We start from the raw sequence: 19,987 nt of genomic DNA, 5'->3' as shown, positions 1-19,987 counted from the left end.
CCATGGGCATCCGCATCCCCGCCGCCGGTCCTGCCGGCGCCCTGCCGGTCGCGCCGCCGCCCCGCAGTGCCGCGCGCTGAGCGGGTGGAACACGATGGCGGACGAAACCGGACACCTGCCGCGCGGCCCGGCGCGCATCCTGAAGGCGGCAGGCTGGTCGCTGCAGGGCCTGCGCGCGGCCTGGCTGCACGAGTCCTCCTTCCGGCTCGAGGTCTGCCTGTTCGCAGTGCTCGCGCCGCTGGGCGCGTGGCTCGGGCAGGGCGGGGTCGAGCGTGCCCTGCTGGTCGGTTGCCTGCTGCTGGTGCTGGCGACCGAGTTGCTGAACTCCGCGGTCGAGGCCGTCATCGCCCGCTATGGCGACGAACACCACGAACTCGCGGGACGCGCCAAGGACATGGGCTCGGCCGCCGTGTTCGTGCTGATGCTCAACGTGCTGCTGGTATGGGGCGCCATCCTCCTGCCGCGACTGCCATGACCGCCGCGCCCGCCGCGGCACCCGTTTCCCTCAGGACAAGCAAGCCATGATCGAACTCATCACCGACCCGCAGGTATGGATCCTGCTGGTCACGCTGGCCACGATCGAGATCGTGCTCGGCATCGACAACCTGGTGTTCATCTCGATCGCCGTGAGCCGGCTGCCGGCCGAGCGCCGCGAGTTCGCGCGCAAGTTCGGCATCGCGGTGGCCTGCATCACGCGCCTGGGCCTGCTGCTGACGCTGGCCTGGCTGGCCGGGCTGACCAGCGACATGTTCACGCTGTTCGGGCAGGGGATCTCGGTCCGCGACCTGGTGCTGATCCTCGGCGGCCTGTTCCTGATCGTGAAGGGCGCGATGGAGATCCGCTCGATCGTGATCGGCGAGCACGAGGACGTCGACGGCACCGGCAAGGTCGCGACCTCGTTCGGCATGGTGATCGCGCAGATCGCGGTGATCGACATCGTGTTCTCGCTCGACTCGGTCATCGCGGCGGTCGGCATGGCCGGCGACTACGTGCCGGTGATGGTGGCGGCGATCCTGATCGCGGTGGGCGTGATGCTGCTGGCGGCCGAGCCGCTGGGCCGCTTCATCGACAACAACCCGACGGTCAAGATGCTGGCGCTGGCCTTCATCGTGCTGATCGGCGTCTACCTGCTGACCGAAGGCTTCGACCTGCACATCCCGCGCGGCTACATCTACGGCTCGATGGCCTTCTCGGCCTTCGTCGAGGGCCTGAACCTCTGGGCCAAGCGCCGCGCCCTGAGGGGCGTGGCCAGCGAGTGAGTCGCACGGCATGAGCCTCCTGCACCTGGTCGATCCGATCGCGGTCCAGTCGCCGGCCTTCGAGCTGTTCGGGCGCAGCTTCGAGCCGGGCATCCACTGGTACGGGCTCATGTATGCACTGGCCTTCCTCAGCGCCTGGCTGCTGGGCCGCGCGCGGATCCGCGCCGGCCGCCTGCCCGGCGTCGACGAGAACGGCTTCGGCGACCTGCTGTTCTACGGCATGCTCGGCGTGGTGCTGGGCGGCCGCATCGGCTACGTGCTGTTCTACGGCTTCGCCGATTTCCTCGCCAATCCGCTGATGCTGCTGCGGGTGTGGGAGGGCGGCATGAGCTTCCACGGCGGGCTGCTCGGCGTGCTGCTGGCCAGCTGGCTGTGGTCGCGCCAGCGCCGGCTGCACTTCATGGACACGATGGACTTCGTGGCGCCGCTGGTGCCGCTGGGCCTGGGCTTCGGCCGCATCGGCAACTGGATCGGCGGTGAGCTCTGGGGCAAGCCGAGCGACCTGCCGTGGGCGACGGTGTTCCGCAGCGCGCTGCCACAGGACCTCGCCTGGCTCGACGCTGCGTCGCTGCGGGCGCTGCACCAGGCCGGCGAGCTCGAGCAGTATGCGCGCCACCCCTCGCAGCTCTACCAGGCCTTCCTCGAAGGCGTGGCGATGTTCGCGCTGCTGTGGTGGTTTTCGGCCCGTCCGCGGCCGCGCCATGCGGTGTCGGGCATGTTCGCGCTGCTGTACGGCGCGTTCCGCTTCCTGGTCGAGTTCGTCCGCGAGCCCGACGCCCACCTCGGCTACCTCGCCTTCGGCTGGCTGACCATGGGCCAGGTGCTGAGCACCCCGCTGATCCTGCTCGGCCTCTACTGGCTGTGGCGCTCGCACCGCAGCCCCACCCTGCAGCCCACCCCCGCCGCCCCGGTCGCCCCTGCCGCGCCCCTGTAGGAGCGGCTACAGCCGCGATCGGCCCTCTCTTCAACGATCCCCGGAAGGACCGACCATGCGCCAGTACCTAGACCTCCTCCGCCACGTCCTCGAACACGGCAGCGAAAAGTCCGACCGCACCGGCACCGGCACGCGCAGCATCTTCGGCTGGCAGATGCGCTTCGACCTCGCCGAAGGCTTCCCGCTGGTCACCACCAAGAAGCTCCACCTGCGCTCGATCATCCACGAGCTGCTGTGGTTCCTGAAGGGCGAGACCAACACCGCCTACCTGCGCGACAACAAGGTCACCATCTGGGACGAGTGGGCCGACGCCGACGGAGAACTCGGCCCGGTCTACGGCAAGCAGTGGCGGCGCTGGGCCGACGGCCGCGGCGGCGAGATCGACCAGATCCGCTGGGTCGTCGACGAGATCCGCCGCAATCCCGACTCGCGCCGGCTGGTCGTGAGCGCCTGGAACGTCGCCGACCTGCCGGCGATGGCGCTGCAGCCCTGCCACGCGCTGTTCCAGTTCTACGTGGTGGACGGCAGGCTCAGCTGCCAGCTCTACCAGCGCAGCGGCGACATCTTCCTCGGCGTGCCGTTCAACATCGCAAGCTATGCGCTGCTGACCCACATGGTGGCGCAGGTGACCGGCCTGGGTGTTGGCGATTTCGTGCACACGCTCGGCGACGCGCACCTGTATTCCAACCACGACGAACAGGCGCGCGAGCAGCTTGCGCGCGCGCCGCGGCCGCTGCCGAAGCTGGTGCTCAACCCCGCGATCGACGACGTCTTCGCCTTCACCGGCGACGACATCGCGATCGAAGGCTACGACCCGATGCCGGCGATCCGGGCGCCGGTGGCGGTCTGAGTGTCTCCGTGAGCGGCCCCGCGCCCGTGATCAGCCTCGTCGCCGCGGTCGACCGCAGGCTCGCCATCGGCCGCGACAACGGGCTGCCCTGGCACCTGCCCGACGACCTCGCGCGGTTCAAGGCCCTGACGCTGGGCAAGGTCCTGCTGATGGGCCGCAGGACCGCCGACTCGCTGGGCCGGGCGTTGCCCAAGCGGCGCAATCTGGTGCTGACGCGCAGCGGCCGCGCGCCCTTCGCCGGCATGCAGGCGGTCGCATCGCTGGACGAAGCGCTGGCGCTGGCGGCCGGCGACGGCGCGGGCGAGCTGGCCGTGATCGGCGGCGGCGAGATCTACGCCTTGGCGTTGCCGCGTGCCCACGTGCTGCACATGACCCACGTCGATACGGTGGTCGAGGACGCGCATGCCTTCTTCCCGGCCTTTGACGCAGGCGGCTGGCAGGCGGTGTCGCGCGAGCCGCATGCGGCCGATGGCCGCCATGCGTTCGCCTTCGAGTTCGTCGAGTACCGGCGCACCTGAGCGGGTCGCGGGCGCGCAACAACAGGCGCGCGGGTCGCGTTTGACGGCCGGGTTGGCTCAGTCCGGCTTCGGCCGCCCGGGCACCTGGACCACGCACAGCGCGTCGCCGTCCAGGCGCAGCGCGGTGAGCGTGCCGCCCCAGACCGCCCCGGTGTCGAGGGCGTGGATGCCGTGGCCGATGAACAGTCCGAGCGAGGACCAGTGGCCGCAGGCGAGCTTCAGCCCGCGGTCGACCCGGCCCGGGACCTCGTACCACGGGTACAGGCCCGGCTGCTGGGTCCCCGGCGCGCCCTTTTCCTCGAACGCGATGCGTCCGCGCGGGCTGCAGTAGCGCATGCGGGTGAAGATGTTGATGATCGCGCGCAGGCGGTCGGTGCCGCGCAGGCCGGGCGACCACGCCGGGCGGTCGCCATACATGTTGCGCAGCAGGCCCTGGCGGTTGTTCCCCTGCAGCACGCGTTCGACCTCGCCGGACATCGCCAGCGCATCGTCCGCGGTCCACTTCGGCGCCAGGCCGGCATGCACCATCATCCAGCCCAGTTCGCGGTCGGCATGGACCAGCGGCTGGGTGCGCAGCCAGTCGAGCAGCTGGTCGCGATCGGGCGCGAACAGCACCCGCTGCAGGTCGGGATTGACCTTGCGCTGGTCGGCTTCGCGGCGCTCGGCGATCGCCAGCAGCGACAGGTCGTGGTTGCCGAGCACGGTCACCGCGCTGTCGCGCAGCGAGTGCACCAGGCGCAGGGTTTCCAGTGATTCGCCGCCGCGGTTCACCAGGTCGCCGCAGAACCACAGCCGGTCGCGCGCGGGATCGAACGCGATGCGCTCGAGCAGCCGCTCGGTAGGCCCCAGGCAGCCCTGGAGGTCGCCGATCGCCCAGACCGCCATGTCAGTGCAGGGTGCGCGGGACGGCGAGGGTGAAGGGCGGGATCGGCGCGTCGAAGCGGGTGCCGTCGTCACCCACCATGCCGTAGCTGCCTTCCATCGTTCCGACCGCGGTCTCGAGCACAGCGCCGGAGGTGTAGGTGTACTGGTCGCCCGGTTCGATGCGCGGCTGCTCGCCGACCACGCCGTCGCCGCGGATTTCCTCGACGTGGCCGTTGCCATCGGTGATCACCCAGTGGCGATCCAGGAGCTGCGCGGCGTGCCGGCCGAGGTTGCGGATGCGGATGGTGTAGGCGAAGACATAACGGTCGTCTTCCGGCGCCGATTCCTCGGCGAGGAAGCGCGTCGCGATCTGGATCTCCAGTGTGTAGTCGGCGGTGTCGTCCATGTCACGAGTGTAAGCGCTGCGCGTGAATGACGGGACTAGGCGCGCGGAAGCGAGTTCGCCAGGCGGATGAAATCCGCGACGTCCAGCTGCTCCGCGCGACGCGTCGGATCGATGCCCGCGGCGCTGATCGCGTCCGCATCGCACAGGGTCTGGAGCGCGTTGCGCAAGGTCTTGCGGCGCTGGCCGAAGGCCGCGCGCACGACGGACGCGAAGCGCGCCGGGTCGTCGATGCCGACCTCGCCGGGATCGCGCGGCACCAGTCGGACCACCGCGGAGTCCACCCTCGGCGGAGGCCTGAATGCGTCGGGGCCGACGTCGAACAGGGCGGTGACCCGGCACCAGGCCTGCAGCATCACGCTGAGTCGGCCGTAGACCTTGCTGCCGGGGCCGGCGGCCATGCGGTCGACCACTTCCTTCTGCAGCATGAAGTGCATGTCGCGCACCGCCGCGGCATGGTCGAGCGCGTGGAACAGGATCGGCGAAGACAGGTTGTAGGGCAGGTTGCCGACCAGGCGCAGCGGCGTGCCCGCGGCCAGCGCGGTGAAGTCGACGTCGAGCACGTTGGCGTGGACCAGGGTGAGCTCGCCGTGGGCGCGCGCGCGCACCGTGAGCGGTGCCAGCAGGTCGCGATCGAATTCGATCGCGGTCAGGCGCCCGTGGCGCTCGAGCAGCGGGAAGGTCATCGCGCCCTGGCCCGGGCCGATCTCCACGATGTGCTCGTCCGGCCTGGGATCCACCGCGAGGATGATCCGGTCGACCACCCCGCGATCGTGCAGGAAGTGCTGGCCGAGCGCCTTCTTGGCGGGTTCGCGGAAGCGGCCGTCGTGGCCGTCGTGCTGGTTCATGGCGTGGGGTTCCGTGCGGCGCGCGTGGCGGCCAGGCGGGTGCAGGTGTCGATGGCGGCGAACAGGCTCGAGGGGTCGGCGCGGCCGCTGCCGGCCAGGTCGAAGGCGGTGCCATGGTCGACCGCGACCCGCGGCCAGGGCAGGCCGAGGCTGATGTTGACCGCCTGTTCGAAGCCCGCGTGCTTGAGCACCGGCAGGCCCTGGTCGTGGTACATCGCCAGGATCGCGTCGAAGCGCGCGAGCTTCGCCGGCAGGAAGGCGGTGTCGGCGGGCAGCGGGCCCTCGAGGCGCATGCCCTCCAGCCGCAGGCGTTCGAGTACCGGGATCACCACCTCGATCTCCTCGCGGCCCAGATGCCCATCCTCGCCGGCGTGCGGGTTCAGGCCGAGCACGGCGATGGCCGGGGCGTCGATGCCGAAATCCTCGCGCAGCGCCGCGTGCAGGATGCGCAGCGTGCGTTCGAGCAGGGCCGGCGTCAGCGCGTCGGCGACCGCGCGCAGCGGCAGGTGCACGGTCGCCAGCGCCACGCGCATGGCCGGATTGGCCAGCATCATCACGACATCGCGTGCGACATGCGCGGCCAGCAGGCCGGTGGTCCCGGTGTAGGCGATGCCGCCGTCGTTGACCGCGCCCTTGTGCACCGGCCCGGTGACCATGCCATGGCAGTCGCCGCGGCTGCAGGCATCCGCGGCGGCCAGCAGGGCGGCCACGGTGGAGGCGGCGTTGGCAGGGGCGGGGCAGCCCGGATCGACGGCGACGGCCGCCGGCAGCGGGCACAGTCCGAAGCGGCCGCCGGGCGCCACCAGGAGGTCAGGGGCCGGCTGCTCCAGCGGCAGCCCGAGGCGGCGCGCGGCCGTCAGCAGCGCGCGCGGGTCGCCGAACACCTGGAGGTCCGCGGTCCACGACCGCTGCAGTGCGCGTACGCACAGCTCCGGACCCACGCCGGCCGGTTCACCCGGGACCAGCGCGAGCCGGGGTCGCTGCATCTCAGCTGCCGTCGGAGACGCCGGCGGCGCCCGAAGCGGGGCGGATGTCGATATAGGCCTCGCTGCGCATCTGGCGCAGGAAGCGGTTCCACTCGTCTTCCAGCTTGCGCTGGCCGATGGTCTCGCGCATCTGGTTGCGGCGGTTCTCGGCGCCGACGTCGGCCTGGCGCGTCCCCGTGCGACGCACGATGTGCCAGCCGGCCTCGGTGCGGAAGGGCTGCGAGACTTCGCCGTCCTGCAGCGCCGCGACCTGGGTGCCGAACTGCGCGCCGAAGTCGTCCTGCATGAACCAGCCGAGGTCGCCGCCCTGTCCGCGGGTCACCGCGTCGTCGGAGCCGGTGTTCGCCACGGCGGCGAAGTCCTCGCCGGCGGTGATGCGCGCGCGCAGCGCGTCGACTTTGGTCCTGGCCGCCGCGTCGTCGCCGCGGACGAGGATGTGCGCCGCCTGGTACTGCGTGACCGTTGCGCCGGACCCGGTGGCGCCGGCGTCGCGGGTCTCGCGCAGCTGCAGCAGCTGGAAGCCGCTGGGGCCGCGTACCGGACCGAACACCTGGCCCGACTGCATGCCGCCGACGACGTTCGCGAAGGCCGAGGGAATCTCGTCCGCGCTGCGCCAGCCGAGGTCGCCGCCTTCAAGCGCGTTGGGACCGTCGGAATAGCGCACGGCCGCGGCCTGGAAATCCATCTCGCCACGGTCGAGCAGCGCCTTGACGCCGTCGATCTTCTCCTGCGCGGTGGCGATCTGCTCCGGCGTGGCGCCGTTGGGCAGGGCGACCAGGATGTTCGCCAGCTGGTACTGGGTGCCGCCGGCCTGGCTCGCCAGGGCCGAGTCGAGTTCGGCATCGGTCACCACGATCGAGGACTGCGCGAAGCGCTGGCGCAGGCGCTGGATCGCCAGCTCGTCGGACAGCGAGCCGCGGAATTCGGTGAAGGACATGCCGTCGGCGGCGAGCTGCTGGCGCAGCTGGTCGGGGGTCATGTTGTTCTGGCGCGCGATCGCGGCCAGCGCCGAGTCGATCTCGTCCTCGCCGACGCGCACGCCGGTGGACTTGGCGCGCGAGGTCTGGAGCTGCACCAGGATCAGGCGCTCGAGCACCTGGCGGCGGAGCACCGCCTCGGGCGGCAGCTGGCCGGCGCGGTCGCCGTACTGGGCGGTGATGTTGCGCACCGCGCGGTCGAGTTCGCTCTGGAGGATGACGTCCTCGTCGACGATCGCGGCGATGCCGTCGATCGGCTGGACGTCCTGCGCGTAGGCATGCGGCAGGCACGCGGCGAGGACGAGGGCAACGGTCAGGAAACGGTTCTTCATGGGAGATTGTCGGCCGGTGGCGGGGCGCCGACGTCGCTGCGGACCTCGGGCGGAGGCACCAGGTACAGGTCCTCGCGGTGATAGCCGAGGATAGCACGGCGCAGTCGGTCGGTCGTTTTCGGGCCGGCGGAACCGAGGCCCTTGAACTCGATCTCGAGCTGGATGGCGTCGTTCATTTCGCCCTGGAAGTTGCGCACGTAGCGGCGCGCCACCAGGCGCGCGGCCATGCAGCAGCTGTCCCACTGCACGCCGGCGATGCCTTCCAGCAGCTGGTTGTCGAGCAGCGAGTAGTAGTAGCGCCCGACCAGGCTCCACGACGGGTTGAGCGGGTACAGGAAGGAGAAGTCGACCTGTTCCAGCAGGTCGGCGCCGCTGCCGGCGTCGCGGCGGTAGCGGTAGGCGAGGTTGACGATGCCGTCGTCGCCGAGCAGGTAGCGGGTGCGCAGGCTGGCGAGGTCTTCCTGCTGGCTGGCGGGATTCCAGTGGTAGGTGGCGCCGACGCTCCAGCGGTCGTTGACCTCGTAGTCGGCATCGGCGATCCAGGTGGACTTGCCCTCGGGGATCACCGGCGAGCCGGGCACCAGGCCCACGCGGGAGTCCTCGAAGTAGCGGATCTGGCCGATGCTGGCGGACAGCTTCTCGCGACCGGTCTCGGCGCTGACCAGGCGCGTGGTCAGCGCCAGCGTCAGCTGGTTCGCGTCGGCCTGGCGGTCGGCGCCGGTGAAGCGGTTGTCGCGGAACAGCTGGCCCCAGCTGTAGGACATCGCCTGGGTGTCGAACAGCGGCAGCCCGGACTGGTCGCGGTAGGGCGTGTTGACGTAGAACAGGCGCGGCTCGAGGGTCTGCACGTGTTCTTCGCCGCGGAACATCGTGGTGCGGTCGAAGTACACGCCGGCATCGACCGTGGCGATCGGCAGGCTGCGCGAGGGCGAGGTGTCGGGCGCGGCACCGGTATACGCGGTCAGCCCCTGCGCCAGCTCGTCCTCGAGCTGGTAGCCGGTGTAGCGCCAGGCCAGGGTGGGCGTGACGAACCAGGCCGCGCCTTCCAGCGGCATCGACACCCACGGCCGGACGTCCACGCGGCTGCCCCCGGGGCGGCTGCGGCTGTCGATGTGCTCGAAGCGCGTGGCGTCCACCGAGGCGCCGGCGACGAACCGGCCGAACCGGTCCTCCCAGTTCGCGTACAGCCGCGGCAGGCGGTTGTAGGGCAGAATCAGTTCCGGCTGGGTGTAGTCGCCGAGCTGCCAGTAGTCGGCCATCAGGCCGGCGTCCCAGGTGCGCCCGCGGCCGTACACGCCGATGTCGCTCTTGATCGAGAAGTCGGTGGCGCCGTTGAGGTTGCTGGTGGAGTCCTCGACGTAGCGCGGATCGCTGATCCAGGCCAGGAAGGTGCGCGCCTGCCAGTTGGCGTCGAGCCCCTCGACGGCCTGGAAGCGCAGCATGCCGCGGTTCTCCTTGCGGCGGTTCTCGGGCCGGATGCCGAGGTCGATCTCTTCCTGGCGCCCGTCTTCGGCGAGGCGGTCGGACGGCAGGTACTCGACTTCCAGGTTGCCGCCGCCATCCTTGGTGAGATAGCGGAACTCGGTGCCGAGCAGCAGCCCGCGCCGGGTCATCAGCCGGGGCTCGAGCGTCATGTCGTAGTTCGGCGCGAGGTTGAGGTAGATCGGCTGGCGCCAGTCGAAGCCGTTGCGGCTGGAGTACCCGATGGCGGGGTACAGCAGGCCGGTCTTGCGGCGGCTGTCGGTCGGGAAGGCGAAGATCGGCACGTACAGCACCGGCACCTTGCCCACCCGCAGCGTCGCGTTGCGGGCAACGCCCTGGCCCTTGTCGTTGTCGATCTCGATGCGCTCGGCGCGCAGCTCCCACCAGCGGTCGTCCGGCGGGCAGGTTGAATAGGTGGAGCCGTACAGCGCGCCCTGCGAGCCCTTCATCTCGATGCGCTCGGCGCCGCCGTTGCCGCGGCGCTCGGTGAGCTGGTAGGTGACGTTGTCGACGCGGTGGGTATCGGCCTCCTGGTCGCCTTCCAGGTGCTCGGCGACCAGGCGCATGCCCGAGTCCTGGTAGCGCACGCGGCCGCTGGCGACATAGGTGGAATCGCCGGCGCGGTATTCCAGGTTGTCGGCGCCGAGGAACTGGTCGCCGCGGCGCAGGGTGACGTTGCCGGAGTACTCGACGCTTTCGCCGTCGACGCCGGCAAGGGTGTCGCCGGCGATGTCGGTGGGCTGAGCCGCGCGGTCGGCCGGCGCGCCGGTGGCCGGCTGGGCGTCCGGGAACGCAGGCACCGACTCCACCAGCGGACACAGGCCCCAGTCGGGCTCGATGTCGTCGCGCGCCATCGCGCCGGGGTGGTGCATGGCCAGGACCGAGGCGATGCACAGCGGCAGCGGGAGCAGGCGGGAGGCTTGGCGCACGCAGGATTTCCGGGGGGGAAGAAGCGGCGGCTAGCTTGCCGCATCCCCCGTGCAGCGGCAATGCATGGCCCGTGAACGCTGGCGCGTCACCCGGGCGCTCCGGCGGCAAGGGCGCGGACGTGGGCGATGCTGCATTCGGCCAGCGCACCGAGGTCGTAGCCGCCTTCGAGCACCGAGACGATCCGGCCGCCCGCATGGCGTTCGGCGATCGCGGCGAGCTCGGCGGTCAGCCAGGCGAAGTCGTCGGCTTCGAGCTCGATGTGCGCCACCGGATCGGCGCGATGGCCGTCGAAGCCGGCGGACACCATCACCAGCTGAGGCTCGAACGCGTCGATGGCCGGCAGCAGGCGCTCGCGCCAGGCCTCGCGGAAGCGGTGGCTGCCGGTTCCGGCGCGCAGCGCGGCGTTGTGCACGTGCAGGCCGGCGCTGCGCTCGCGCGGGTCGCCGCTTTCGGGAAACAGCGGCATCTCGTGCGCACTGGCATAGAGCACCCGGTCCTCGGCCGCGAAGATCGCCTGGGTGCCGTTGCCGTGGTGCACGTCGAAGTCGACCACGGCCACCCGGGCCAGGCCATGGCGCTCCAGCGCGTGCGCGGCGCCCACGGCGACGTTGTTGAAGAGGCAGAACCCCATCGCATGGGCCGCGGTCGCATGGTGGCCCGGCGGGCGCACGGCACAGAAGGCCGCCTCGGCGACACCGCCCATGACCAGGTCGACCGCGGCGACCACGGCGCCGGCCGCGCGCAGGGCGGCCTCGGGCGAGCCCGGCGAGAGCACGGTGTCGGGATCCAGCCGGACCGTGGCGTCGGACGCGGACTCGAGGATCGCGTGCAGCAGCAGGGGGTCGTGCACGCGCAGCAGCTGGCCGCGCGTGGCGCGCGGGGCTTCCAGCCATTCGATGTCCGGGAGGTGGTCGCGCAGCGCGGTCACCACTGCGCCCAGGCGGGCCGGGACCTCGACGTGTCCGGGGCCGGTGTCATGCCCGAAGCACGCTGCGTGGGTGAACACCGGCAGCGGCTTCGCGCCCACGCTCAGCCCCGGCGTCGCTCGTGCTGCCAGGTGACCTCGCCGTGGCCGCCCTCGCGTGCCAGCACGCGACCGAGCACGAAGAGCAGATCGGACAGGCGGTTGAGGTAGCGCACCGCCTGCGGGCGGACGTCTTCGACCCGCGCCAGCGCCACCGTGCAGCGCTCGGCGCGACGGACGACGGTGCGCGCCACGTGGCAGCGCGCCGACGCTTCGCCGCCGCCGGGCAGGATGAACTCCTTCAGCGGCGGGAGGTCGGCGTTGAAGCGGTCGAGGTGCTGTTCCAGGCGGGCCACGTCGTCATCGTCGATCGCGGCATGGCCCGGGATGCAGAGCTCGCCGCCGAGGTCGAACAGCTGGTGCTGCACCGCGGTCAGCAGCTCCTGCACCGCGGCCGGGACCCCGGCGGCCAGCATCACGCCGATGCAGGCGTTCGCCTCGTCGACGGTGCCATAGGCCTCGACGCGCAGCGAATCCTTGCCGGTGCGGCTGCCGTCGCCCAGGCCGGTGCTGCCGTCATCGCCGGTGCGCGTGTAGATCTTCGAAAGGCGGTTGCCCATCGTGCTCAGCGACGCGTCTGCTGCCGGGTGGCCGCCGAATGGCGGGCCACGACCTCCGACACCGCCTGCGCCGCCGCGGCAACGGCCACGAACATGGCGGTGGAGCCGAGGTAGGGTCCGATCCAGTGGCCGTAGTTGGCGGCCCAGCCGGCCAGCGTCGGCTCGGCGACCGCCGCCGACAGCCAGTAGAAGCCGCCCTGCGCGAACAGGTGGCAGGTCGCGGTGGCAGCGACCACCACCGCCGCCAGGCGCACCAGGGCGCCCAGGCTGGCGCCACTGTAATGGCGGCCCAGCCAGTGGCCGCCGGCCCACATCGCCGCGTGCGCGGGCACCAGCATCCAGTAGCCCGGCGACACGCAGTAGTGGGCGAAGAAGTCCATGCCCTGGCCGCGGATCACCATCCAGTCGATCGCCACCGCCAGCGCCATCAGCGCCGGGAAGGCCCAGCGGGCCCAGTCGCGCAGGTAGAAGCCGCCGATCAGGAACACCGCCCACGACGCATCCGGCACCGGGGTGAAGTGGGTGAAGACATGGCTGCGCGTGGCGGCCATGAGGAGCGCGAGCAGCGACAGGACGATGGCGCGGTGCAGGGTGGTGTTCATGGGCGCTGGCGGCTCCGGGAATTGCAGGTCGGCGGCCATTCTAGCGAACCGCGGCGCCGGGCGGCCGTATCATGCGTGGATGACGGCGACTCACGACGTGGTGATCATCGGTGGCGGGCTGGTGGGTGCGAGCCTGGCCATCGCGCTGGAGGGCAGCGGCCTGGACGTCGCGATGGTCGAAGCCGCTCCGGCGGCGGCGATGCCGGCGGTCTTCGACGAGCGCAACCTCAGCTTCGCCGAGGCCACGGTCAATGCACTGACCCGGCTCGGGGTGATGCAGCGCCTGCGCGCGCCCACCGGTGCGATCGCGCGCATCCACGTCAGCCGCCGCGGCGACTTCGGCCGGGTGCTGATGCAGGCCGCGGACCACGGCCGCACGGCGTTCGGCCAGGTGGTCGTGGCGCGCGACTTCGGCGAGGCGCTCGAGGCGCGGCTGGCCGAAGTGCAGGGACTGGTGCGGCACCGCGGGACCCGCTTCACCGGCTTCGCCGCCGATGCCGGGGGTTGCCGCGTACTCGACCTGGCCGGGGCCGGGCCTTCGCAGCTGCGCGCGCGCCTGGTGGTCGCCGCCGATGGCGCGGCCAGCGGGGTGCGCGATGCGCTGGGGATCGAGGCCAGCCGCCACGATTACCGCCAGGTGCTGCTGGTCGCGCGCCTGCGCGCCGCCCGCGCGCCTGACGGCACCGCCTACGAGCGCCTTGGCGACGACGGCCCCACCGCGCTGCTGCCGCGGGGCGACCGTGCCTGGGGCCTGGTCCACGGCGTGGCGGCCGAACATGCGCCGGGCGTCCAGGCGCTGGACGACGCCGGCTTCCTCGCCCGCGTGCAGGACGCATTCGGCTGGCGCGTGGGCCGGCTGCTGTCGGTGGGTCCGCGCAGCGCCTACCCGGCCGTGGCGGTGCGGGCCGCGACCACGACCGCGGCGCGCGCCGTGCTGGTCGGCAACGCCGCACAGAGCATCCACCCGGTCGGCGCACAGGGCTTCAACCTCGGCCTGCGCGATGCGCTGGTGCTGGCGGAACTGCTGGTCGCCGCGGCGCGCCAGGGTGCGGATCCGGGCGATGCCGACCTGCTGTCGGCCTATGCCGGGCGCCGCCGCGAGGACCGCGCCCGCACCCTCGACTTCTCCCACGGCCTGGCGCGGCTCAGCTCGAATCCGGAGCACGGCGCCTCGCTGCTGCGCAGCGCCGGGCTGGTGGCGCTGGCGGCGCTGCCCGGGCTGCAGGCCGGCGTGGCCGGTGGCGCGATGGGCTATCGCGGCGACGTGCCGGATGCCTGCCGGGCCGGAGCCGTTCGGTGAGCCGCGGCATGGTCGACGTGGCCGTCGTCGGCGGCGGGGTGGTCGGGGCCACGGCGGCGCTGGCCCTCGGCGGACTCGGCCTGTCGGTGGTGCTGGTCGAAGGCCGGGCACCGGCGCCCTGGTCCGAGGCACGCCCGGATCTGCGCGTCTTCGCCTTCGCCCACGACAATGCCGCCCTGTTCGAGGCGATCGGCGTCTGGGCCGGCATCGACGGCCGCGACGGCCGCGCCACGCGCCTGCAGCCGTATCGGCGCATGCGTGTCTGGGACGCGGCCGGTGGTGGCGAGCTGGCCTTCGACGCCGACCGCCTGGGCCGCCGCGAGCTGGGCTGGATCGTCGAGAACGGCCTGCTGGTCGACCGCCTGTGGGCGCGCCTTCCCGGCGCCGGCGTCGATGTGCGCTGCCCCGCGCGGGTCGAGGCGCTCGAACAGGACGCGCAGAGCGTGCGCCTGCGCCTCGACGACGGCAGTCGGGTGGCCGCGCGCATCGTGCTGGCCGCGGACGGGGCCGGATCGACCCTGCGCCAGCTGGCCGGAATCGACGTCACCGGCCATGGCTATGGCCAGTCCGGCGTGGTCGGCTTCGTGCGCACCGGGCACCCGCACGAGGCCACCGCCTGGCAGCGCTTCCTGCCCGGCGGTCCGCTCGCCTTCCTGCCCTTCGCCGACGGCAGCTGCTCGATCGTCTGGTCGATGCCCACGGCCCAGGCCGAAGCCGCGCTGGCGATGGATGACCCCGCCTTCGCCGCGATCCTTGAACGGGCCTTCGATCGCCGGCTTGGCCGGATCGAGCCCTGTTCGCCGCGGGCGGCGTTTCCCCTGCGGCTCCAGCTGGCCGAGCGCTATGCGCAGGGGCGAGTGCTGCTGGTCGGCGACGCGGCCCACGTGATGCATCCCCTGGCGGGCCAGGGGGTCAACGTCGGGCTGCGCGATGTCGCCCTGCTGCGCGAGTCGGTCAGCGCCGCGCTCGCGCGGCGGCAGCCCTGGGATACCCCGCAGCGGATCGCGCGCTGGGCGCGCACCCGGCGCAGCGAAGCGACACTGGCGGCGCGGGCCTTCGACGGCATCAACCGCGTCTACAGCAGTGACTCCGCGCCCGCCGTGCTGCTGCGCGGCCCGGCCCTGGGTGCCGCCGGGCGCGTGCCGCCGGTGGCGGCGGCCCTGTGGCGGCGCGCGGCGGGGATCTGAGGCCGCCGGCGCGCCGCAGGACGGTCAGCGCGTCCAGCCCCTGAGTTCGGTGGCGTCGAGCGCGCCATCGCCGTTGCTGTCGACCGCGCGGAATTCCGCGGTCAGGGTGGCATTGGGTCGCGCCTCGGCGCGGCTGAGCCGGCCATCGCCGTTGGTGTCCAGCGCGGCCATGTCGATGCGGTATTCGCCCACGACTGAATCCGGCGCGCTGGAGGTGATCGTCACCTGCGGCTCGCTCGGGTAGGTCTCGGCCGGACGCGTGCGCGGGGGCGGGGCGGGTGGCTCGCTCGCGGCGGCGCGCGCGCGCTCCGCGGCGGCCCGGGCCTCCATCGCGGCATCACGCGCCGCGCTGCTCGCGGCACTGGCATCGGCGGCGGCGCCGTGGGACTGGGCGGCCACCTGGCTCGGCTGGGCGGCGCCGCCATACGCCGCGGCGCTGGCGCCCCCGGCACGGTTGCCGGCGTGGCCGGCGGCATGCGCGGCGCGTTCGGCCCGGCGCGAGGCCTGGTCGGCCTGCCATGCGCTGTAGTCCGCCTGCGCCTGGCCTTCGGCGGTCACGGCGCCGGCGCGGCGCTGGGCTTCGGCCTGCTCGGCAGCCTCGCGCGCCATCCGGGCATCCTGTTCCGCAGTCCGTGCATCCTGCTGCGCGGCACGGGTCTTCTGGTCGGTCACGGTCTGCAGGCCGACGCTTTCGGCCGACTGTGCGAACAGCGGCCCGCTGGCGCCGATGGCGGCCGCGAGCAGGGCGAGGCCGAGCGGGTGCTTGAGCATGCGAGTGTCCATGGTGGTTCCCGTCGTGTTGGGTCGGGGCGCCACGCTAGTCCGGGGCCCATGAAGCCCCGGTCAGGATCCGCCTGCTGGACGCTGAACGGCGGTCGGGCGCGTCAGCCGCGGGCCGGCAGCACCAGCACCGTGATCTCTTCGCGGTCGTGGTAGAGCTGGCGCGCGCGCAGCTCCAGCGGACGCCCGGCCTCGCGGGCGAACAGGTCCAGGCACAGCGCCGTCTCCAGCCAGCGCTTCTTCATCGGCAGCTTCAGGTTGAACACCGCCTGCCGGCACCAGCCTTCGCGGAACCAGGTCGCCATGCGCGAGGCGACGCGGCGCGGCTGCTCGACCATGTCGCAGACCATCCAGTCGAGGGCGCGCGGCGGCTGCCAGCGGAAACCGTCCTCGCGCAGGTGGTCGACGCCCCCGGCGTCGAGCACGTGCTGGCGCAGCGGCCCGTTGTCGACCGAGGTCACGTGCAGGCCCGAGCGCTGCAGCACCCAGGTCCAGCCGCCGGGCGCGGCGCCGAGGTCGGCGGCGGTCATCCCGGGCCTGAGCAGGCGCGCGCGTTCGCCTTCGTCGAGCAGGACGAGGAAGGCCTCCTCCAGCTTCAGCGCCGAGCGCGACGGGGCGTCGCGGTGCAGGCGCAGGCGCGGCACGCCCATCGGCCAGGACGAGGCATCGCCGGAATCGGCCACTGCCAGCAGCAGGTGGTCGCCGTCCAGCAGGCAGACGTGCAGGGCGGGCCGCCGCGGATCGTCCTTCGCGGCCAGCAGGCCGGCCTTGCGCAGCACCGGGCGGATCGCGTTGCCGAGCGCGCGGGCCAGCCCGGCGAGCGGCCGCGCGGCGTCGCTGTCGGGGTGCTCGACGACCAGGGCGCCGAACGCGGCGCTGCCGGCGTGGGCCTGCAGCGCGGCCACGATCGGGGTGACGCGGTCGCTGGTGTCGATGCCGTCGAGCTCCGCCAGCAGCCTCAGCTTCTGCCGCGCGAAGACCAGCGAGCGCCAGGGCAGGGCGCGCGACAGCGCGTGCGCGTCGGCGCCGGGCGCGAGGAAGCGCACGAAGCCGCTGCCGCGCTCGGTGGCGGCGTAGCCGTGGTGGCCGGCCGCGGCGGCGCGCTCGCCGAGCTCGGCCGCGAGCTCGGGCTCGAAGCCGCCGCGGCAGTAGCAGAGCAGTCCGGTCGCGCCCGCCGCGGGCGCATCTCCGGCGTGCATCAGTAGCGCTGTCCGCCGGCGCGGCCGTAGGCGGCCAGCACCTCGCGGGCCTGCCCACGGGCGATGTCGCGCACCACCTCGATGCCGCGGCGGGCCAGTTCGCCCGGCCAGTCGGCCGGCAGCGGGCCTTCGTCGAACTCGGTCAGCGCGTGCACGTCCTCGGCGCGGGCGCCGATCAGCAGGCGGTCGATGCCGGCCCAGACGGTCGCGCCATAGCACTGGCAGCAGGGCTGGGCCGAGGTCGCCAGCGTGTACGGGCCACACGGGCGGCCGGCGTCGTCGAGATTGATGCGCGCGCGGCCCAGCGCCTGCTGGGCCAGCATGTAGGTCAGGTTCTCGGCGTGGGCCAGCGAGGTCGACTGCGGCAGCACCACGTTGACGCCGGCGGCGACGACGCGGTCGTCGGGGCCGAACAGCACCGCCCCGAACGGGCCTCCGGTCGCCTCGTCGACGTTGCGTGACGCCAGCGCGATGGCCAGCGCGACCTTGTCGTCATCGCCGGCATAGGCGCGTTCGCGGTCGACCAGTCCGTCGACCCAGGCCGGGAGCTCGAGGCCCACGCGCGCGGGAAGGTGCATGGCGGTCACCGGGCCACCGCGCCGCCGGACTGGGCCGGCTCGCAGGTGTTGGACACGCAGGCGCAGGCCTCGATCTCGCGGAAGCCGCAGACGCCGGCCATGCCCGAGTCGGCGCAGGCGGCCTGCACGGCCTTGGGGTCGGGCCGGGCGGCCGTGTTCACGCAGGCCGGGAAGTAGCCGCAGCAGTTGCCGACGTCCTTCACCGCGCAGTCGCTGTCGACGCGGCAGCTGCGGTCGAGGTCGGGTACGCCGGGCATCGCGCCGCGGACGGGCGCGGCGACACCGGCGGGCGGAGCGACATCGGCGGGCGGAGCGACATCGGGCGAAGCGACTCCGGGCGCGACCGGGGCGGTCGGGGCCGCGGGACGCGTTTCGGCGGTTGGCGGCATCACCGCACCGCCATTCGGCTGCGGGGCGGTGCAGGCCGCGAGCAGCAGCGCGGCCAGGGCGATGGATGCGGGCTGGAAGATCCGGCGCATGGAGGTCTCCGGTCGTGGACGTCGCCGGGCATGGTAGCCCCGGACGGCGTGGACCCCGGCGAAGGCCGGGGCCGCGGGTCGGTCAGGCCTTGGCGGCCCAGGTGTCGCGCAGGGTCACGCTGCGGTTGAACACCGGCGCCCCGGCGCGGTGGTCGCGCCGGTCGGCGACGAAATAGCCCAGGCGTTCGAACTGGAAGGCGGTCTCGGGCGCCGCATCCGCGGCCGAGGGCTCGATCCAGCCGCGCACCGACACGCGCGAGTCCGGATTGAGGTGGTCACGGTAGGTCTGGCCGCCGCTCTCGTCGTCCGGGTCGGCGACTGAGAACAGGCGGTCGTAGAGCCGGACCTCGGCCTCCACCGCGCACGTCGCGTCGACCCAGTGGATGGTGCCCTTGACCTTGCGGTTCGCGCCTTCCATCCCCGGCCGCGATTCGGGATCGAGCGTGCCGCGCAGCTCCACGATCGCGCCATCGGCGTCCTTGACGACCTCGTCGCAGCGCACGATGCCGGCGCCGCGCAGGCGGACTTCGCCGCCCGGCACCAGCCGCTTCCAGCCCTTGGGCGGCACTTCGGCGAAATCGTCCTGCTCGATCCACAGCGCGCGCGAGAACGGCACCGCGCGCTCGCCGAAGGCGTCGTCCTTCGGATGGTTGGCGAAGCGCAGGGTCTCCGCGTGGCCCTCCGGGAGGTTGGTGAGCACCAGCTTCAGCGGTGCGACCACGGCCATGCGGCGCGGGGCGCGCGCGTCGAGATCTTCGCGCAGCGCACCTTCCAGCACCGAGAAGTCGATCATCGAGTTCTGCTTGCTGATGCCGATGCGGTCGACGAACAGGCGCAGCGCACCCGGGGTGTAGCCGCGCCGGCGCAGGCCCTGCAGGGTGTACATGCGCGGGTCGTCCCAGCCGTCCACCAGGCCTTCGGCCACGAGCTGGGTGAGCTTGCGCTTGCTCATCACCGTGTAGTTGATGTTGAGCCGCGAGAACTCGATCTGGCGCGGCTTGGCGGCCTCGATCGGCAGGTCCTTCCCGACCAGCGGCGCCAGCAGCTCCGGGTTGCCGGCGAGATCGACCCGGTCCACGCACCAGTCGTACAGCGGACGGTGGTCCTCGAACTCCAGCGTGCACAGCGAGTGGGTGATGCCCTCGACGGCATCGCCCAGGGCGTGCGCGAAGTCGTACATCGGATAGATCGGCCAGGCGTCGCCGGTGTTCTGGTGCGGCACCTTCTTGATGCGGTAGATCGCCGGGTCGCGCAGGTTGATGTTGCCGCTGGACATGTCGATCTTCGCGCGCAGCGTGCGCGCGCCGTCGTCGAACTCGCCCGCGCGCATGCGCCGGAACAGGCCGAGGTTCTCCTCCACGCCACGGTCGCGATACGGCGACGCGCGGCCGGGCTCGGTCAGGCTGCCGCGGTACGCGCGCACCTCGTCGGCGGACAGGTCGCAGACGAAGGCATCGCCCTGGCGGATCAGCTTCTCGGCGGCCAGGTAGAACACCTCGAAGTAGTCGGAGGCGTGGCGCAGGCTGTTCCACTCGAAGCCCAGCCAGCGCACGTCGTCCTGGATCGCCTGCACGAACTCGGGGTCCTCCTTCGCCGGATTGGTGTCGTCGAAGCGCAGGTTGCAGCGGCCGCCGAACTCCTCGGCGATGCCGAAGTCCAGGCAGATCGCCTTGGCATGGCCGATGTGCAGGTAGCCGTTGGGCTCGGGCGGGAAGCGCGTGCGGATGGCGGTGTGCTTGCCGCTGGCCAGGTCGTCGCGGACGATCTGGCGGATGAAGTCCTGCTTCACGGGCGCCGTATCGGAGCCGGCCGTGGTGTCGTGGGGTGCGGTCATGCGTGTCGTCGGGGAGTCCGGCGCGGCTGCGCCGTGGACCGGGCAGTGTAGCGGAGCGGCG

Annotated in this window: 21 protein-coding genes; 7 read left to right on the top strand and 14 right to left on the bottom strand. The window is 72.5% G+C overall.

Annotated features, from left to right (window positions below; genetic code table 11):
- Positions 1 to 94: 94 nt before the first annotated feature.
- Genes JGR68_RS10950 through JGR68_RS10930 form a run of 5 tightly spaced genes read left to right on the top strand, consistent with a single transcriptional unit; the run spans position 95 to position 3,561 of the window.
- A complete protein-coding gene (locus JGR68_RS10950; RefSeq protein WP_199362846.1) occupies positions 95 to 475 on the top strand; it encodes a diacylglycerol kinase in 381 nt (126 codons plus the stop codon).
- A gap of 46 nt (positions 476 to 521) precedes the next feature.
- Complete coding sequence (locus tag JGR68_RS10945) at positions 522 to 1,259, top strand: TerC family protein (protein WP_199362848.1); 738 nt, start codon at positions 522 to 524, stop codon at positions 1,257 to 1,259.
- Between the two features lie 10 nt (positions 1,260 to 1,269).
- Positions 1,270 to 2,193, top strand: a complete 924-nt coding sequence (gene lgt / locus JGR68_RS10940; protein ID WP_199362850.1) for a prolipoprotein diacylglyceryl transferase — start codon at positions 1,270 to 1,272, stop codon at positions 2,191 to 2,193.
- A gap of 55 nt (positions 2,194 to 2,248) precedes the next feature.
- Positions 2,249 to 3,043 (top strand): thymidylate synthase, encoded by a 795-nt coding sequence (locus JGR68_RS10935; protein WP_199362853.1) that lies wholly within the window; start codon positions 2,249 to 2,251, stop codon positions 3,041 to 3,043.
- A 29-nt stretch (positions 3,044 to 3,072) separates the two neighbouring features.
- On the top strand, positions 3,073 to 3,561 hold the full coding sequence (locus JGR68_RS10930; RefSeq protein ID WP_199362948.1) for a dihydrofolate reductase: 489 nt from the start codon (positions 3,073 to 3,075) through the stop codon (positions 3,559 to 3,561).
- A 57-nt stretch (positions 3,562 to 3,618) separates the two neighbouring features.
- On the opposite strand, the gene JGR68_RS10925 is transcribed toward JGR68_RS10930, so the two are convergent.
- From JGR68_RS10925 to JGR68_RS10885, 9 genes are all read right to left on the bottom strand, one after another.
- Positions 3,619 to 4,446 carry a symmetrical bis(5'-nucleosyl)-tetraphosphatase gene (locus JGR68_RS10925; RefSeq protein WP_199362855.1) on the bottom strand — a complete coding sequence of 276 codons (828 nt, stop codon included), beginning with the start codon at positions 4,444 to 4,446 and terminating at the stop codon, positions 3,619 to 3,621.
- Position 4,447: 1 nt separating this feature from the next.
- On the bottom strand, positions 4,448 to 4,831 hold the full coding sequence (apaG, locus tag JGR68_RS10920; RefSeq protein WP_199362857.1) for a Co2+/Mg2+ efflux protein ApaG: 384 nt from the start codon (positions 4,829 to 4,831) through the stop codon (positions 4,448 to 4,450).
- Positions 4,832 to 4,866: 35 nt separating this feature from the next.
- Positions 4,867 to 5,676, bottom strand: coding sequence for a 16S rRNA (adenine(1518)-N(6)/adenine(1519)-N(6))-dimethyltransferase RsmA (gene rsmA, locus JGR68_RS10915; RefSeq protein WP_199362859.1), 810 nt, complete (start codon positions 5,674 to 5,676; stop codon positions 4,867 to 4,869).
- Positions 5,673 to 6,662 (bottom strand): 4-hydroxythreonine-4-phosphate dehydrogenase PdxA, encoded by a 990-nt coding sequence (gene pdxA / locus JGR68_RS10910; protein WP_199362862.1) that lies wholly within the window; start codon positions 6,660 to 6,662, stop codon positions 5,673 to 5,675. Before pdxA ends, rsmA begins: the two co-directional genes overlap by 4 nt.
- A gap of 1 nt (position 6,663) precedes the next feature.
- Positions 6,664 to 7,971, bottom strand: a complete 1,308-nt coding sequence (locus JGR68_RS10905; protein WP_199362865.1) for a peptidylprolyl isomerase — start codon at positions 7,969 to 7,971, stop codon at positions 6,664 to 6,666.
- Positions 7,968 to 10,325 carry an LPS-assembly protein LptD gene (lptD, locus tag JGR68_RS10900; RefSeq protein WP_234446646.1) on the bottom strand — a complete coding sequence of 786 codons (2,358 nt, stop codon included), beginning with the start codon at positions 10,323 to 10,325 and terminating at the stop codon, positions 7,968 to 7,970. The genes JGR68_RS10905 and lptD overlap by 4 nt, the downstream gene beginning before the upstream one ends.
- 143 nt (positions 10,326 to 10,468) lie before the next feature.
- Entirely contained in the window at positions 10,469 to 11,395 is a 927-nt protein-coding gene (locus tag JGR68_RS10895) for a histone deacetylase family protein (RefSeq protein WP_199362949.1), read from the bottom strand.
- A 17-nt stretch (positions 11,396 to 11,412) separates the two neighbouring features.
- Complete coding sequence (locus tag JGR68_RS10890; RefSeq protein ID WP_199362886.1) at positions 11,413 to 11,967, bottom strand: cob(I)yrinic acid a,c-diamide adenosyltransferase; 555 nt, start codon at positions 11,965 to 11,967, stop codon at positions 11,413 to 11,415.
- Between the two features lie 5 nt (positions 11,968 to 11,972).
- Positions 11,973 to 12,569, bottom strand: a complete 597-nt coding sequence (locus tag JGR68_RS10885; protein WP_199362888.1) for a hypothetical protein — start codon at positions 12,567 to 12,569, stop codon at positions 11,973 to 11,975.
- A 79-nt stretch (positions 12,570 to 12,648) separates the two neighbouring features.
- On the opposite strand from JGR68_RS10885, the gene ubiH reads away from it, so the two are divergent.
- Positions 12,649 to 13,869 (top strand): 2-octaprenyl-6-methoxyphenyl hydroxylase, encoded by a 1,221-nt coding sequence (gene ubiH, locus JGR68_RS10880; RefSeq protein WP_199362891.1) that lies wholly within the window; start codon positions 12,649 to 12,651, stop codon positions 13,867 to 13,869.
- Positions 13,870 to 13,877: 8 nt separating this feature from the next.
- Positions 13,878 to 15,056 (top strand): FAD-dependent monooxygenase, encoded by a 1,179-nt coding sequence (locus tag JGR68_RS10875; protein WP_199362950.1) that lies wholly within the window; start codon positions 13,878 to 13,880, stop codon positions 15,054 to 15,056.
- A gap of 24 nt (positions 15,057 to 15,080) precedes the next feature.
- Here the strand turns inward: JGR68_RS10875 and JGR68_RS14045 are convergent, their stop codons facing one another.
- The 5 genes from JGR68_RS14045 to JGR68_RS10850 form a co-directional block, all read right to left on the bottom strand.
- Positions 15,081 to 15,839 (bottom strand): hypothetical protein, encoded by a 759-nt coding sequence (locus JGR68_RS14045; RefSeq protein WP_234446501.1) that lies wholly within the window; start codon positions 15,837 to 15,839, stop codon positions 15,081 to 15,083.
- A gap of 101 nt (positions 15,840 to 15,940) precedes the next feature.
- Positions 15,941 to 17,035, bottom strand: a complete 1,095-nt coding sequence (gene rlmM, locus JGR68_RS10865; RefSeq protein WP_199362894.1) for a 23S rRNA (cytidine(2498)-2'-O)-methyltransferase RlmM — start codon at positions 17,033 to 17,035, stop codon at positions 15,941 to 15,943.
- Positions 17,035 to 17,613 carry a nucleoside deaminase gene (locus tag JGR68_RS10860; RefSeq protein ID WP_199362896.1) on the bottom strand — a complete coding sequence of 193 codons (579 nt, stop codon included), beginning with the start codon at positions 17,611 to 17,613 and terminating at the stop codon, positions 17,035 to 17,037. Before JGR68_RS10860 ends, rlmM begins: the two co-directional genes overlap by 1 nt.
- A 5-nt stretch (positions 17,614 to 17,618) precedes the next feature.
- Positions 17,619 to 18,092, bottom strand: a complete 474-nt coding sequence (locus tag JGR68_RS10855; RefSeq protein WP_199362899.1) for a hypothetical protein — start codon at positions 18,090 to 18,092, stop codon at positions 17,619 to 17,621.
- 82 nt (positions 18,093 to 18,174) lie between these two features.
- Entirely contained in the window at positions 18,175 to 19,926 is a 1,752-nt protein-coding gene (locus JGR68_RS10850; RefSeq protein ID WP_199362901.1) for a glutamine--tRNA ligase/YqeY domain fusion protein, read from the bottom strand.
- Positions 19,927 to 19,987: the final 61 nt, after the last annotated feature.

It is taken from the genome of Luteimonas sp. MC1750 (assembly GCF_016615955.1).
Lineage (GTDB): Bacteria > Pseudomonadota > Gammaproteobacteria > Xanthomonadales > Xanthomonadaceae > Luteimonas.
Note: the sequence above shows the minus strand (reverse complement) of the source record. Positions and strands in the feature narration are given on the sequence as shown.